The 13,555-nt window shown below is 59.9% G+C and carries 17 protein-coding genes, 1 tRNA gene and 1 other annotated feature; of the genes, 5 read left to right on the forward strand and 13 right to left on the reverse strand.

What is annotated here, in order from left to right; all coding sequences use genetic code 11:
* Positions 1 to 18 precede the first annotated feature (18 nt).
* The 4 genes from NW822_RS06280 (at position 19) to NW822_RS06295 (ending at position 4,728) form a co-directional block, all read left to right on the forward strand.
* Positions 19 to 639, forward strand: coding sequence for a phycobiliprotein lyase (locus NW822_RS06280; RefSeq protein WP_414403880.1), 621 nt, complete (start codon positions 19 to 21; stop codon positions 637 to 639).
* Between the two features lie 12 nt (positions 640 to 651).
* Positions 652 to 1,173 carry a hypothetical protein gene (locus tag NW822_RS06285; protein WP_414403881.1) on the forward strand — a complete coding sequence of 174 codons (522 nt, stop codon included), beginning with the start codon at positions 652 to 654 and terminating at the stop codon, positions 1,171 to 1,173.
* Positions 1,174 to 1,300: 127 nt separating this feature from the next.
* The gene (locus NW822_RS06290) at positions 1,301 to 2,626 is read left to right on the forward strand and encodes a hypothetical protein (protein ID WP_414403882.1); all 1,326 of its coding nucleotides are present in this window, start codon (positions 1,301 to 1,303) and stop codon (positions 2,624 to 2,626) included.
* A 56-nt stretch (positions 2,627 to 2,682) separates the two neighbouring features.
* A complete protein-coding gene (locus tag NW822_RS06295) occupies positions 2,683 to 4,728 on the forward strand; it encodes a hydantoinase/oxoprolinase family protein (RefSeq protein WP_414403883.1) in 2,046 nt (681 codons plus the stop codon).
* A gap of 8 nt (positions 4,729 to 4,736) precedes the next feature.
* Here the strand turns inward: NW822_RS06295 and NW822_RS06300 are convergent.
* A tRNA-His gene (locus NW822_RS06300) sits at positions 4,737 to 4,809 on the reverse strand.
* 68 nt (positions 4,810 to 4,877) lie between these two features.
* Between NW822_RS06300 and NW822_RS06305 the strand changes: the two genes are divergently transcribed.
* On the forward strand, positions 4,878 to 5,657 hold the full coding sequence (locus tag NW822_RS06305; protein ID WP_414403884.1) for a photosystem II S4 domain protein: 780 nt from the start codon (positions 4,878 to 4,880) through the stop codon (positions 5,655 to 5,657).
* A gap of 33 nt (positions 5,658 to 5,690) precedes the next feature.
* Here NW822_RS06305 and NW822_RS06310 read toward each other — a convergent pair whose 3' ends face one another.
* The 12 genes from NW822_RS06310 to NW822_RS06365 form a co-directional block, all read right to left on the reverse strand.
* Entirely contained in the window at positions 5,691 to 6,185 is a 495-nt protein-coding gene (locus NW822_RS06310; protein ID WP_414360187.1) for a YceD family protein, read from the reverse strand.
* Between the two features lie 50 nt (positions 6,186 to 6,235).
* Complete coding sequence (locus tag NW822_RS06315) at positions 6,236 to 6,871, reverse strand: protein jag (protein ID WP_414403885.1); 636 nt, start codon at positions 6,869 to 6,871, stop codon at positions 6,236 to 6,238.
* A 77-nt stretch (positions 6,872 to 6,948) separates the two neighbouring features.
* Positions 6,949 to 8,109: a membrane protein insertase YidC gene (yidC, locus tag NW822_RS06320; RefSeq protein WP_414360192.1), complete on the reverse strand. Its 1,161-nt coding sequence runs from the start codon at positions 8,107 to 8,109 to the stop codon at positions 6,949 to 6,951.
* A 258-nt stretch (positions 8,110 to 8,367) separates the two neighbouring features.
* Positions 8,368 to 8,781: a 50S ribosomal protein L7/L12 gene (gene rplL / locus NW822_RS06325; RefSeq protein WP_414403886.1), complete on the reverse strand. Its 414-nt coding sequence runs from the start codon at positions 8,779 to 8,781 to the stop codon at positions 8,368 to 8,370.
* A 69-nt stretch (positions 8,782 to 8,850) separates the two neighbouring features.
* Positions 8,851 to 9,414 carry a 50S ribosomal protein L10 gene (rplJ, locus tag NW822_RS06330; RefSeq protein ID WP_414403887.1) on the reverse strand — a complete coding sequence of 188 codons (564 nt, stop codon included), beginning with the start codon at positions 9,412 to 9,414 and terminating at the stop codon, positions 8,851 to 8,853.
* A 60-nt stretch (positions 9,415 to 9,474) separates the two neighbouring features.
* Positions 9,475 to 9,627 (reverse strand) — a sequence feature (ribosomal protein L10 leader region).
* Positions 9,628 to 9,677: 50 nt separating this feature from the next.
* Complete coding sequence (gene rplA, locus NW822_RS06335; RefSeq protein WP_414360199.1) at positions 9,678 to 10,388, reverse strand: 50S ribosomal protein L1; 711 nt, start codon at positions 10,386 to 10,388, stop codon at positions 9,678 to 9,680.
* A 74-nt stretch (positions 10,389 to 10,462) separates the two neighbouring features.
* The gene (gene rplK, locus NW822_RS06340; RefSeq protein WP_414360201.1) at positions 10,463 to 10,888 is read right to left on the reverse strand and encodes a 50S ribosomal protein L11; all 426 of its coding nucleotides are present in this window, start codon (positions 10,886 to 10,888) and stop codon (positions 10,463 to 10,465) included.
* Positions 10,889 to 10,897: 9 nt separating this feature from the next.
* Complete coding sequence (nusG, locus tag NW822_RS06345) at positions 10,898 to 11,569, reverse strand: transcription termination/antitermination protein NusG (protein ID WP_414360203.1); 672 nt, start codon at positions 11,567 to 11,569, stop codon at positions 10,898 to 10,900.
* Positions 11,570 to 11,648: 79 nt separating this feature from the next.
* Positions 11,649 to 11,960 carry a preprotein translocase subunit SecE gene (gene secE, locus NW822_RS06350; protein ID WP_414360205.1) on the reverse strand — a complete coding sequence of 104 codons (312 nt, stop codon included), beginning with the start codon at positions 11,958 to 11,960 and terminating at the stop codon, positions 11,649 to 11,651.
* A 64-nt stretch (positions 11,961 to 12,024) separates the two neighbouring features.
* Positions 12,025 to 12,369 (reverse strand): hypothetical protein, encoded by a 345-nt coding sequence (locus NW822_RS06355; RefSeq protein WP_414403888.1) that lies wholly within the window; start codon positions 12,367 to 12,369, stop codon positions 12,025 to 12,027.
* Between the two features lie 2 nt (positions 12,370 to 12,371).
* The gene (trmD, locus tag NW822_RS06360; protein WP_414403889.1) at positions 12,372 to 13,118 is read right to left on the reverse strand and encodes a tRNA (guanosine(37)-N1)-methyltransferase TrmD; all 747 of its coding nucleotides are present in this window, start codon (positions 13,116 to 13,118) and stop codon (positions 12,372 to 12,374) included.
* An 11-nt stretch (positions 13,119 to 13,129) separates the two neighbouring features.
* A complete protein-coding gene (locus NW822_RS06365) occupies positions 13,130 to 13,555 on the reverse strand; it encodes a hypothetical protein (RefSeq protein WP_414403890.1) in 426 nt (141 codons plus the stop codon).

The following is a 13,555-nucleotide window of genomic DNA, read 5'->3' on the forward strand; positions in this document are numbered from 1 at the left end:
CTGAATTGGGGTGCCTGTTTGTCTGCGATTCGTTTTAGGATCGGGCTTAGCTGTCAACTCAGCCTTGCTGTCGATCCCTCTGGCATGAATGCCCTTCAGCAATTTCACTACTTCTTTAACTGCTGCATTGGTGCCTGGCACACCGAGCGCACCTACCACTACTTGGATCGCGGGGAGGTGGAGCGCTCCCGCACGGAGTTCACCATTCGCACCCTCACCCCTGAGCTTAAGGAGAAGGTGCTGAGGGACAACAACTACCCCAACCACGGCGTCGACGGCTTCTTGGGCTTCCACCTTGCCTTTGAGACTGTCTCTGAAAAGGGAGAGGAGGTGGGGCAAGAGCTGAACATGCTGTTTGTGCCCCGGCGAGAGAGCGCCCGCGGTCTTGAAGGCGACTATCTGCGCGATCGCGCCTATGAAGAGGAGCGGCCCATGGTGGCCGACTTCCGCTTCGATCCGCAATCCCTGCAACTGGTGATGACCACCACCTACACGCGCGTCGTTGCCGTGGATACCATCACTCTGCTCAACCCGCGCCTGCGCCTGCGGCAGATCCTCACCTACCAACGCCCCCCTCACGGTCAGCCGCCGCAGGAGGTGCTTCTGGTGGGGTTCGGGGTGGAACAAAAGCTTACCTAGGGGAGTTGCTCGGTGGAGCCAGAGTTGATCCCTTCTGAAGACTTGCGCTTGCCCCAGCATTTGGCCCGGATTCAGGCCAGCTTTGAGCGGGGACACTACCGCCAGGCTCTGGAACAGGTGAAACAGGCCCAGAGCCGCTACCCGCAAGCGAGCAAGCTGCGGCTCTGGCAGGCCCTAGCCCAGGATGCCCTTGGAGAGACCCAGGAGGCAATCCGCTTGGTGCAAACCTTGCTGGGCAACCCGGATCCGGAGGTCGCTCAGCAGGCCCGCTACGTGTTGGGCATCTGGCAGGCACCTCGTCTGCGGCGACCAGCAGAGTGGTTGCTTGAAATCCCAGATCTCAGCCACCTGGAAGAGGCCAAGCCAGGGGAACGCCGTCTGGTCTATGAGCGCCTCCGCCGCCCAGCTTCCTTGCCAAAAGTTACTGCTCCTATCTGCCGCGAGGCTACTCCCCCTTTGAATACCCAACGGCTGACGTGGGGATTGATCGGGATCCTCCTCGCCCTGCTGGCGGTGATGGCCTGGCTACCCTAGGGCCACCAAGGCAGGGGATCCTCTCGTCGCTGCCCAGCCGAGGAGAGATACTGGAAACAGGGGCAGATCCCCCGCGATCCCTCCTAGCGGGATGGGAGTTTACAGCAGGCAAAAGCGGAGGTTAACGGTGGCGGCACAGACTTTGGTTATAGACGCAGTGGAGCGGTTGGGCCTGCGAGTGACGCTGGGAGACATTGCCTCCAGCACTGGCCTGGCCCTAGAGGAGGCCAAACAGGAGTTGCTGCAGTTAGCCCAAAAGGCGGGGGGTCATCTCCAGGTTTTGCGGCAGGGGGAGATTGCCTACGTTTTTCCGCCCGACTTTCGCGACATTCTCAAGCGCAAGGAGCAGCAGGATCGGCTGGCGGTTCTGCGACGCAAGCTCTGGGGCGGCTTTCTCTACGGGCTGCGCATCTCCTTTGGCATCCTGTTGGTGGTGTCGATTGTCCTCATCACCCTAGCGTTGATGGCTCTGCAGATGGCCAGCAGCCGTGAGGAGGACAACCGCAGCCGCTCGCGGGGAGGGGGGGTCTTCTTCTATTTCCCCGACCTCTGGGTGGGCAACCCCTTCTGGAGTCCCTACGGGGGCTATTCCGGTCGGGCGCAACCCCACCGGAAAAAATCCGAGATGAACTTTTTGGAGGCGGTGTACAGCTTCCTGTTTGGGGACGGGGATCCTAACGCCAACCTGGAAGAGGAGCGCTATGCCTTGATTGGCCAGCTTATCCGCGCCAACGGGGGGGTGATCGCCGCCGAGCAGGTGCTGCCCTACCTGGATGTGGAGCCGGGATCCCCGGCCCTGGAGTATGAAGACTACATGCTGCCGATTCTGCTCAAGTTCGACGGCCAGCCGGAGGTAAGCGAGGACGGCGATATCGTCTATCGTTTCCCAGAGCTGCAGGTAACGGCCACAGAAAGCCCCCAACAGCAGCTTCCTGGGATGTTGCAGGAAAAACCCTGGGTGTTTAGCCGCGCCACCCCTGAGCAACTGACCCTGGCTGCTGGCCTAGGGGTGCTCAATTTCTTCCTGGCAGCCATTCTCTATGGGGCGCGGGAGGAGGTGGCAGCCGCCGCCAGGAGCAATGCCTTTTTGGCGTTTATCTACCCGCTGATTGAATTCCTCTTCCTCTACGGCACGCTGTTTTTGGCGGTGCCTGCGGTGCGGTGGCTGACGTTGCAATTTCGCAACCAAGGGGTGGAGCGGCGCAACCGCATCCGGCGGTTCTGGCAAGAGCGGCTGAAGCGTCCCTCCGAGGCGCTGCTGCGCAAGCTCGACTTTGCCCGCCGCTTCCGCCGCCAAGAGGTGGTGCAGGAGGCGGACACCATCTACTCTACAGATCGGGATTTGATCGAGCAGCGGGACTACCGGCTGGACGAGCCGGCCTTTCGCCGGCTTTTGCAGCAGGAGCAACCCCTGGCAACTGAGTCGGAAGAGATGCCCCGGCGTCGTCTCTAGGGAGGGGTTGAAATGAGAAGCGCAGGGGCGGACCTACACGAGAGCCTTATTGAGCAATGTCCAACACCAGCAGCGAGCAAGCCGAGCAACAGGATTGGAGGCAGGAGGGTTTGGTCCGTCTGGGGATCGATGTGGGGGGAACCTTCACCGATTTAGTGCTCCTTCAGGAAGGCCAGATCCGGACGGCCAAGGTGCTCTCCACCCCCAGCCCGGAAGAGGGGGTCTTTGCCGCCTTGGACAAGCTGGGCGCGGTCAAGGTGGATGTGTTCTGCCATGGCATGACGGTGGCCACCAACGCCCTCCTGGAGCGCAAGGGATCCCCTACCCTCTTTTTGACCACGGCGGGTTTCCGGGATGTGCTGGCCATTGGTCGCCAAAACCGCCCCTCCCTCTACGACCTCACCCAGCCCAAGCCGGAGCCAGTGGTGCCCCGCCACCACTGCCTAGAGGTAAAGGAGCGCTGCAGCGTAAGCGGCGTGTTGGAGCCGCTGACGGAGGAGGAGATCCAGCGCGTCATCCGGGAGGTGGGAGAGCGGGTGCAGCGGGAGGGGATCCGCGCCGTGGGGGTAGGGTTTTTGTTTTCTTTCCTCTACCCGGAGCACGAGCAGCGCCTGGGGGCGGCTTTGCGCAAGGCCTTTCCCGGCTTGCACGTTTCCCTCTCCTGCGAGGTGGCGCCGGAGTTTCGGGAATACGAGCGCTTTAGCACCACAGCCATTGATGCCTACCTCAGCCCGGCCCTGGCGGGCTACCTGCACCGCTTGGCCCAGGGTTGTCGGGAGAGAGGGATCCCCGCCCCCCTAATCATGCAATCTTCCGGCGGCGTCACCTCCCTTGCTCAGGCAGCAGCCCACGCCTCGGTGGCACTGCTTTCGGGGCCGGCGGGCGGCGTTTACGGGGCGGCCTATGTGGGCCGTCTGAGCGGCTATTCCCATCTGCTCAGCCTGGACATGGGAGGAACCAGCACCGATGTGGCCCTCATTCAAGACGGCCTCCCTCAGGTTACCTCGTCAGCGGTAGTGTGCGGCCTGCCGGTGCAGCAGCCCCAGATTGACATCCACACGGTCAGTGCCGGGGGCGGATCCCTGGCCTACCTGCTACCCGGCGGGGGGCTGCAGGTGGGGCCGGAAAGTGCCGGCTCCAACCCTGGGCCGGCCTGCTACGGGCGGGGAGGAACGGCTCCCACAGTAACCGACGCCAACCTTTGGCTGGGCTACCTGCCGGATGGGGGCTGGCTGGGGGACTCTGTTTGCCTGCGACGGGATCTGGCTGGCCAGGCTATTGCGACGCTGGCGGAGCCCTTGGGTTTGAGTTTGGAGGAGACGGCTGTTGGCATTCGCACCCTGGCCAATGGGGCCATGGCGCAGGCTTTGCGGGTCATCAGCGTGGAGCGGGGCTTGGATCCCGCCGATTTTGCCCTGCTGGCCTTTGGCGGAGCCGGGCCCATGCATGCCTGTGCCTTGGCAGAGGAGCTGGGGATCCGCTGCATCTTGATCCCGGCCTTTGCCGGTGTCCTCTCCGCGCTAGGTATGGCTGTGGCCAACCTACAGCGGGATTACCGGCGGGCCCTCCTGCAGCCGCTGCGGCAACTGGAGTCGGCTGCCGAGGGATCCCTTTTGGCCCAATGGGCAGCCCCCCTCATCCGCCAGGCGAAAGCCGACCTGCAGGAGCCGGAGCTGTACTTTAGCTTGGACCTGCGCTACCGCGGCCAGTCCTTTGAGCTGGAGATCCCGGCCCAGTTGGCGGATCCGGTTGCCCTCCTAGAGCAGCGGTTTCACCAGGCCCACCAGCGGCGCTACGGCTGGCAGGATCCCGACCAAGAGGTGGAGGTGATCCACCTGCGTCTGCGGGCGGTTCAAGCTTTGCCCCCTGTGCCTTTAAAGGCGCCGCCCCCCCTGCCAGGGGATCCCTTCAAAGGAGAGCGCAAGGCCTGGTTTGCCGGTCGGCTGCGCCCAGTACCGGTTTACGATCGGCGGTGCATGGACGTGGGGTTTCAGCTGCGCGGACCAGCCATTGTCGAGATGCCAGAGGCCACCGCCGTAATCGAGCCGGGTTGGACGGGCAGCATCGACGCCGTGGGCACCCTGGTTTTAAGCTGCAACTAGAGGAGTAGGGCGGACGATGGGATTCGAACCCACGAGTGGAGGAACCACAATCCTCTGCCTTAACCACTTGGCTACGCCCGCCAAGCTCTAGACATCTAGCTTAGCATGGGAGAAAGGGAACAAAACCCTAGAGCTGGAAGTGCTCTCCCATGCTGCCCAGAGCCGATCTCCTCAAAGGTGCCGAGTACCGAGAAACCTTGGCGCGCATCCTGGATCTGGGGGAGCAAGCCCTCAAAACCTGGCAAGTGGTCTGGAGCGATTTTCTCTCCCCCCCAGAGGTAGCCGAGGTGCAAAGCCGCTTGCATAACTTGGCTGAACTGCAGGTGGTGGCCTGGGGGGGCTATGCCCAGGCAGAACGCCAGCGCCTGGCCCTGGCTCGCCCCGAGGTTGGTGTGGAGGCGGAAGGGATCCCCCTGGCCGCTATTGAAATTGAGGGGAACTTTCTTTTCGACCCCGCCACTCACCGCGACTTTTTAGGAGCCCTTTTGGCAACGGGAATTGCCCGCGAGAAGGTGGGAGACATCCTCGTAATTGGGGAGTCAGGCGCACAGGCTATCGTGGTACCCGAACTGGTGGACTATCTCAGCCTCAACCTGACCCAAGTGCGCAGCGTGCCCGTCAAGGTCAGCCCCATCCCTCTTAGTCACCTAAAGGTCCAACCGCCACGGGTCAAGTCCATTACCACTGTGGAAGCCTCTTTGCGCCTGGACGCAGTGGCCTCGGCGGGATTCGGCATCTCCCGCAGCAAAATGGTGGAAGAGATCCAACAAGGAGAAGTGCGGGTCAACTGGAAGCCGGTTACCCAAGCCAGTTACCTCCTTAGGCCCCAGGATTGGATTGCCATCCGCGGCCGTGGTCGGCTGCAAATTGAAGAGGTAGCCGAGACAAAAAAAGGCCGCTTTCGCATCCAAATGAAGCGGTATTTCTAGGGCTCTGGCCTCAGGCCAGCAAAAGGTCTAGGACTAGGAGATCTCTTTGAGAAGAGCTGCCAGCGGCGCCCAGCGGGGATCCCCTGCCGGCGCAGCCGGTTCCACCACAATGCCTGGGCAGTCAGGGCGGCAGGGCAACTGGCTGGGCATCTCCAAATGCAGGTATTGGTACATCCAGTCTTCCACATCCAGCTCGCCGTCAGGAGGCAAGCTTTCCAGCAGATCCTCCTCATCCCGCAGTTCCAGCTCCAGGGGTGGAGGGCCAGGGCTGGGCTCACGAATGAGAATGATCTCCTCAACGTCCAACTCCAGCCGGTGGTTAAACTGTTGCAGGCAGCGGTGACAAGTTAGCGTCACGATGGTGCGGGCCTGGGCACTGACCTCAACAAAGTGCCCTCGGTGGCTGACCTGCAGGGATCCCTCCACCGGTGTCAGGCTCTCAAAGCCAGCAAAAAACTGCCTAAACCGTACCTCCTGAGTTTGGCCAGGCAGTTGTCGCAGATCGGATAGACGAATTGGCTTTAGCATGGCATTGTTCCCCTCGAGTGGGATCTCTTAGCTGCCCCGAGCTCCACAGCCTACCCTCGGCGCGAGGCCCGCCGGATTACCAAGCGGCGATCCGGCTCTTTTCCGCGGCTGAAAGTTTCCAGGTCGGCATAGGCAGGGTCCTTGAGGAGCGTGTGGATTTGCCGCCGGTCGGCAGCCGAAAGATGCTCAGGAAACTCATACTCCCGTCCGCTCCCTCTTACCTTCTCCACAGCTGCCGCAACCAAAGCCTTCAACTCCTGCAAACGGCGCTCCCGATAGCCGTCTAAATCCAGGATATAGGGTTGTTGCTGGTCTTCTGGCTGGTTGAGGTTGAGAATTGTGTTGGCTAGATATTGCAAAGCATCTAGAACGACTGGAGTCCGCTCTTCGTCAACTTTAGTCTCCTTAGGGAGGGGCCCTGGGAGCACCTTGGAAAGCAGAACTTGTTTTTGGGCAGGCGTGAGAGAACTGGCCTCAATTTCAATGACCTCCCCCACCACCCGCACCACTGCTGGTATTCCCATTGCCGCCAGTACCTGCTGCAACCACTCTCTAGCCCGTTCTCGCTGCTCAGCGGGAGAAAGCTTAATCGGGGAAGGGGCAGCGGTTCCCTCAGACTGCTGGTGGGACTTCCTAGCGGCAGCGGCTCCTTTGGGGGAACCTGTAGAAGACTCAGGGTGGCTCATCCTGAACAGCTTCCACTTGCTGAGAGACTATCAACCAGTCAACTGTAAGCCCACCCCCTGAGCAGCCAGAGGATTGCTTAGGGCTCAAAGGGCAAAGATTCGCGACCTCCCCCAGCTGCTTTGGGTTTTGCTACTCGGTCAGCACTGACCTGGGCAGTACGGCGACGTTCCTCTTCCACCAACTGCTGCAAGCTCTCTGGCAAAGGCTCTCGCGAGAGCAAGAAAGTTTGCAGTGTCTGGAAAAGGCTGGAAATGAGGATATAAAGCAAAACTCCCGCCGGCAATGGGAAAAACAGAAACATCGCCGAAAAGAGCACCGGGGTAATACGGGCCATCGAGCTCTGGCTGGGATCCTCCTGGCCGGTACTGGTCAGGGCCTGGTTTAGGTAGATGGAAAGGCCAAAGAGGACAATCATGGCAATGATATCCCAGTGGATGGTCCCATCTGGGTCAAAGGCGCCAACGCGGCCTAGTTTATCGATAAACAAAAAGCCAGTATCTGAGGCCAAGCCAGGAATTGAGATCTGCAGCGTTACCTCCCCTGGCTGCAGCGCCAGCAGGCTGCCATCCGGCTGGAGCTGGACCCGCTCCTCCCCCTTAACCACCTTCCAAGTTGGCTGCAACAGCTTGGGGTCTCCCCCTGCTTCTGTAACCAGCTGCTCGAAGGGCTTGCCCCCCGGCCCCTGCAACCTCCACTGCACCTGCTCCCCCACCGCAATCTTGGTACCCTTAGGTACCACCAGCACCACTGGCTTGTGGACTGAGTCGGCAACGAAGATGTTCTTGCTGGGGCTGACGTAGGGGGTGGGCACCACCTCAGCTGCCACCTCCGCCGGCAAGATCTGCAGGTTGACGTCATAGGTTACCGCTGCAAACGGCGATCCCCGCAGCGTGGCAAAGAGAGCAAATAGCACTGGCATTTGAATCAAGAGCGGCAGGCACCCCCCAAGCGGGTTGACCCCTAGTTCGCTGTAGAGTTTGGCCTGGGCCTCCCGCAGCTTTTGCGGGTCGTCGCGGTACTTCTCCTGCAGCTCTCGCATCCGCCGCTGCATCACCGGGCTAATCACTTTCATGCGGCGCATGTTGCGGATGGACCCGGCATTGAGGGGGTAGAGGGCAAAGCGGATCACCAACGTCAGAAAGATGATGGCCAGGCCGTAGCTAGGCACGATCCCGTAGAAAAAATCCAGGATCGGCAGCATGACATTGTTGGAGAGAAAGCCGACTCCGAAATCCATGGGGGGTGGTGGCAAGCGTCCGTAACCCATTGTAATGGTTTCCGGCCCCCTGACGAGGGCCTTTTCCTCCTCTGGCCCTGAGAGCTGGCCGAGGCTACAGCCCCTTGCTCCGCGGTGCTGGCAGAGGCGGCGCAAAGGTCCCCCCGCCTCTAAACCACCAAAAGAGAGGGGCAAAGCGCCCCTCCCCTACAACTTGCAGCCGGGCAGAGCCCTGGTCCCAAAAGAGAGTAGGGAAAAACCCCTCTTCCCCAGCTCGGCCTACTTGACCTTGACCGTAGCGCCAGCTTCCTCTAGCTTCTTCTTGATCTCGTTGGCCTCCTCTTTGGAGACCCCTTCCTTAACTGCCTTGGGGGCAGCTTCTACGAGATCCTTGGCATCTTTCAGGCCCAAGCCAGTCAACTCCCGCACCACCTTGAGGACGGCAATCTTCTTGTCGGCAGGGACAGCCTCGAGAATGACATCAAAAGCCGTTTGCTCCTCTACCGGCTCAGCCGGGGCTGCAGGTGCCGCTGCCGCTGGTGCTGCCACAGGAGCAGCCATGACCATGCCACCTACCGGCGCAGCTGCACTGACGCCAAAGGTTTCTTCAATGGCTTTCACCAGCTCAGCAGCTTCCAGCAAAGTCAAGGCCTTCAGCTCTTCTAGGATGCTTTGAACACGCTCTGAAGCCATAGTTTTATCTCCTTGGTTCACAAGTGGATAGGGTGAAATTGGACCATCGACCTAAGGAGGCAGCTGCCTTTAGGCTGCCTCCTTGTCGGCAATGGCCCGCACAGCCCGTGCCAGCGAGGCCGGGATCTCCTGGATACCGCGGGCCACCTGGGTGGGCACGGCATTGAGCCCAATCGCCAGCCGGGTAGCTACCAACTTGAGGCTGCCCGCCACCTGGGCCATGAGCACCTCCTTGGGCGGCAGCTCGGCAATAGCCTTGGCCTGATCCAAGGTCAGAGACAGCCCCTCCGCTGCAGCACCGCGAAACTCAGTCTTCTTGGTTTGCTTGGCAAAGTCTTGATACGCCTTCAGGGCTGCCGCAATATTGCCTCGGATCATGATAAAGGCCGTTGGCCCCGACAAGAAAGGCAGGATCCCTGCCCAAGCCTTGAGGTCAGCAACCGCCCGCCGCATCAGGGTATTTTTAACCACCATGCAGACCGCATCCGCTTTGCGGAGCTCCGCCCGCAGTTGGTTCATCTCAGCCACGGTCAGGCCTTTGTAGTCAATGACCAGCACCATTTGGCTGGCTTGCAGCAGGGATCGAACCTCATCGACCACCTCTATTTTTTTCGCTAGGGGTTGCTTGCCCACGCGCTCACCTCCTCGATTGTCCGTCATTGGGTGAGAACCGAACAGCGGTTGCCACTGCAAAAGGCCAAATAGAATGCGCCTCAGCTCTGGCCGAGACGCACTCGGGCAAGTACGAAAGTTACCCCCTTGGGATCCTTCCCCACTCTACCCCAGCCTCGGCAGGAGATTAAGCCACTTGGCACCTGCTGTCTTCGGCTCTCTGTTCAACTGTGGAAAGGATTTTTGCTGGGATCCCTTCCTTGGCTGGAATTTGCCCTGAGAAACTAGGCAGCCAACTTTAGCTCCCGCAGGGCATTGATATCAACCTCGATGGAGGGACCCATCGTAGCACAAATATGCATCGTTCGCCAATACTTGCCCTTTGCCCCCGGGGGACGATTGCGGTCAATAGACTCCTGCACCGCTTTCAGGTTTTCCAGCAGGGCTTCGACGGGAAACTGACACTTGCCGAAGATTAAATGGACAATGCCAGATTTGTCAGCCCGGTACTCTAGTTTGCCAGCTTTGAACTCCTTAATTGCCTGGGCCAGATCCATGGTAACCGTGCCCCCCTTAGGAGAGGGCATCAGGCCGCGTGGCCCCAACAGGCGCCCCAGCTTAGCCACCTGGGGCATGACATCGGGAGTGGCAATCAGCAGGTCAAAATCAATCACGCCTTTGCTGATCTCCTCGATGAGGTCTTCAAACCCCACTCGATCGGCCCCGGCATTCTGGGCTTCCACCACCTTTTCGCCGCGGGCAATCACCGCCACTCGAATTTCCTGTCCGGTGCCGCGCGGCAAAACTACAGTGGAGCGCAGCTGCTGGTCGGCATATTTGGGATCGATCCCCAGGCGAATGTGAACCTCAGCCGCCTCGTCAAATTTAGCAGTGGCTGTTTCCTTCATGAGGGCAATGGCTTCTGCAGGAGGATAGGGGATGGGCTTGACCTTCTCCCGCAAAGCCTGCATGCGCTTGGATAGTTTTCGAGCCATAGTTCCTCCTTGGGGTACTGGCGAGAACTTCTCTCCCCCAGAACAACAAACACCTCCACTAGATCAGCAGAGCCCTAGTCAACTATCGTCACTCCCATGCTGCGGGCAGTGCCGGCAATGATTCTCATTGCTGCCTCTACATCGTTGGTATTCAAATCCGGCAGCTTCTGCTCAGCAATCTGGCGCAGTTGCGCGCGAGTTAAGGAGCCCACCTTGACTTTGTGGGGCTCACTAGAGCCTGACTCAATGCCAAGGGCTTTCTTAATCAGGACCGAGGCTGGCGGCGTCTTGAGGACGAAGGTGAAGCTGCGATCGTCGTAAATGGAGACCTCAACTGGCACCACCATGCCAGCCTGATCTGCCGTTCTGGCATTATATTCCTTGCAGAAGGCCATGATGTTGACCCCGTGCTGACCCAAGGCGGGGCCAATAGGAGGAGCGGGGGTGGCTTTGCCCGCTTGGATGGCCAGCTTGACCACTGCCACCAGTTTCTTAGCCATGCAACGCAGTTACACCTCTTTTCGCACTTGACCAAGCTCTAATTCTACCGGAGTATCCCGCCCAAAAATCGAGATTAAAGCCTTGAGCTTGCCCCGTTCTGGGCTGACATCCACGACCTCGCCGTAGAACCCCTGGAAGGGTCCAGAGAGCACCTCAATGCGATCCCCAGGGGCCAGGTCAATCTTAAGGGGCACCGCTTCCACCTCAGTAGTGCTGAAGATGCGCTGAACCTCGCTGGGACTGAGGGGTCGCGGCGTCACGTGCCCCCGGCCGCGACCATAGGGCCGTCTCTGTTCTGTACCGACAAAGTTGATGACATTGGGAGTGGTTTTCACCACCATCCAGGTGTCATCGTTAAGGTCCATGCGCACCAGCACATAGCCGGGGAAAATCTTTTCCTCTTGCTCCTGGCGCTTGCCAGATCGGTCCAGCTTGAAGCCTATCCGCTTTGGGATCACCACTTCAACGATTTGATCGGCCACATCCAGCGCTGCTGCTCGCTGCAGAAGAGCGCTTTTAACTTTGTTTTCGCAGCCAGCAGCCACCTGGACGGCGTACCAGCGCAAGTTGCGCTGGCTTTGACCTTCCCCTTCTTCCCTTTCTGCAGTCGTTTCTGGAGCTTCTAGGGGCTCAACGTAGTTCCCACGGCGTCTCCGCCGTTGCTCTAACCCTGACCTCATACCTCACCTCCTCTCCGTAGGCTTCCCCTCCCCCCAGGGGGGATTCGCTACCTCAACTCTGCCCTGTCCAGAGAAGGATTTATGAGAACAGCTGCGTGGCTACCCAGCCAAACAGTTGATCAACCAGGTAAATAAACGCGGCGAAGATCAGCACAATTAGGAAGACGCCAATGGATTCGCTAATCAATTGCTGGCGACTTGGCCAAGCAATTTTAGCCAACTCCGCCCGCGTCTCTCGGAGGAAGCCTGCAATCCCTTTGGGCTCAGGGGAACTGTCTTTGGATTGACCCCGCCTGGCGGGATCCAGACGCTCTTCCCGTTCAGTTTTGCTGGAGGGGGTACTCTTAACCACGGCGGCATCTCCTAGGGGATCCCGAGAACAGAGCGCCATTGTCTAGCGCCCACAAGGATATCTTTGTAATCTTAACAGATCAGGCTGGCGAGGGGAGCGAACCTCAAGGGGTAAGAGAGGTGTTGGGCCTCTCTGGGGAGAGCAACAAGGGGCGACGGCGGGATTGGTTGAACTGCTCCACAGCTGCATCGACGGCCGCCCCACTGTCCCAGCGGGAGGAGGCCCTTTGGCGAGAGAGAAACTCGGCAGCCCGGAAGAGATCGCTTATGTCAATGCTGGTGCCGTCGAACCACTGAACTCCGCTGTCGCGGTAAAGGGCCTCGTTGCCACTCCCCCTTTGGGCTAGAGCAAGCCCCGGGCTGGCCAGGATCCCCAACAGAAGCAGTCCCAGAATCCTAGGAATTGCCGGGTGGCCATTGAGAAGGGAGTTGAGATAGCTTACCCACATCCTTATTCCTCCACCTCAGTGTGCTGCTTGGCTAGGCCTTCGGCCAACAACTGTTGTTCTTGGGGGGTGAGGGGACGTTTGGCCAACAGATCTGGCCGCCGTTGCCAGGTGCGCACCAACTGCTGCTGTAGGCGCCAGCGGGCAATGGCCTCGTGGTTCCCTGAAAGGAGCACCTGGGGCACCTTGTACCCCAGAAACTCAGCTGGGCGGGTATATTGGGGGTAGTCGAGCAGCCCTTCCTCAAAGCTCTCCTTCTTCAGAGAGTCTACCTTACCCACAGTACCCGGCAAGAGGCGCAGCACGCCGTTGATCAAGGCCAGCGCCGGGATCTCTCCTCCTGTCAGCACAAAATCCCCCAGCGACACCTCGCGGGTAGCTAGATATTGGCGGATCCGCTCGTCAAAGCCCTCGTACTGCCCGCAGAGCAGGATGAGCTGGGCCTTTTGGGCCAGCTCCCGCAGCAGGGCCTGGTCTAGGGGTTGCCCCTGGGGCGTGAGCAAGATAATCTCGTAGGGCTCCAAGCGAGGTAGGGAGGCGACAGCGGCAAAAAAGGGCTCTGGCTTGAGCACCATGCCTACCCCACCCCCATAGGGCTCATCGTCGACCCGGCGGTGCTTATCGGTGGCAAAGTCGCGCGGGTTGGTGAGATGAACCTCGGCGATCCCCTGCTTCAGGGCTTTGCCCACCAAGCCAATGCGCAGCGGCGACTCAAAAAATTCCGGGAAAAGGGTAACAACGTCAAACCGCACAGGAGTTGGGATCAGGCAGAAGGACCAGCATCAGAGCAAGGTTCTGTGCGCAGCCGCTCTAACTCCAGGCGCAAGGACTCAATCTGGTGGATCAGCTCCATCAGGTCGGCCATCTCTTCTTGGGAGATGGGGGCAGCAGGAGCCGGGGTTGGGGAGCTGCTCCTAGCAGGCGGGCTGGCCGGTGCTTGGCTATCTACGGTTGGATCGGAGGCCTTGCTAGCTTGACGGCGGAGGCTTTCCAGGTAGCGAACAGCCTCTTGTTCAATCTGCTCCCCTTTTTGCTCCAGTTCTGTAGCCAGCGCCGCCCAGTCGACAGAAAGGCGACTGAAACTTTCCGCGCGCTTTTGGGGATCCTCCAGAATTTCCACCAGGGCAGTGGCGGTGCCGTAGAAGAGATGCCGTGCCCGCGTAAACCAGTCCGAGGAGCGAGAACTCAT

The organism is Synechococcus sp. H70.2, assembly GCF_047462275.1.
In the GTDB taxonomy this organism is placed as follows: domain Bacteria; phylum Cyanobacteriota; class Cyanobacteriia; order Thermostichales; family Thermostichaceae; genus Thermostichus.

Bases quoted from the DNA above. Each gene is read 5' to 3' on its own strand.
- NW822_RS06295 (WP_414403883.1), top strand. From the start codon at position 2,683: ATGTCCAACACCAGCAGCGAGCAAGCCGAGCAACAGGATTGGAGGCAG.
- NW822_RS06305 (WP_414403884.1), top strand. From the start codon at position 4,878: ATGCTGCCCAGAGCCGATCTCCTCAAAGGTGCCGAGTACCGAGAAACC.
- NW822_RS06310 (WP_414360187.1), bottom strand. From the start codon at position 6,185: ATGCTAAAGCCAATTCGTCTATCCGATCTGCGACAACTGCCTGGCCAA.
- NW822_RS06315 (WP_414403885.1), bottom strand. From the start codon at position 6,871: ATGAGCCACCCTGAGTCTTCTACAGGTTCCCCCAAAGGAGCCGCTGCC.
- yidC (WP_414360192.1), bottom strand. From the start codon at position 8,109: ATGGATTTCGGAGTCGGCTTTCTCTCCAACAATGTCATGCTGCCGATC.
- rplL (WP_414403886.1), bottom strand. From the start codon at position 8,781: ATGGCTTCAGAGCGTGTTCAAAGCATCCTAGAAGAGCTGAAGGCCTTG.
- rplA (WP_414360199.1), bottom strand. From the start codon at position 10,388: ATGGCTCGAAAACTATCCAAGCGCATGCAGGCTTTGCGGGAGAAGGTC.
- rplK (WP_414360201.1), bottom strand. From the start codon at position 10,888: ATGGCTAAGAAACTGGTGGCAGTGGTCAAGCTGGCCATCCAAGCGGGC.
- nusG (WP_414360203.1), bottom strand. From the start codon at position 11,569: ATGAGGTCAGGGTTAGAGCAACGGCGGAGACGCCGTGGGAACTACGTT.
- secE (WP_414360205.1), bottom strand. From the start codon at position 11,960: ATGGCGCTCTGTTCTCGGGATCCCCTAGGAGATGCCGCCGTGGTTAAG.
- NW822_RS06355 (WP_414403888.1), bottom strand. From the start codon at position 12,369: ATGTGGGTAAGCTATCTCAACTCCCTTCTCAATGGCCACCCGGCAATT.
- NW822_RS06365 (WP_414403890.1), bottom strand. From the start codon at position 13,555: ATGAGTTCTCGCTCCTCGGACTGGTTTACGCGGGCACGGCATCTCTTC.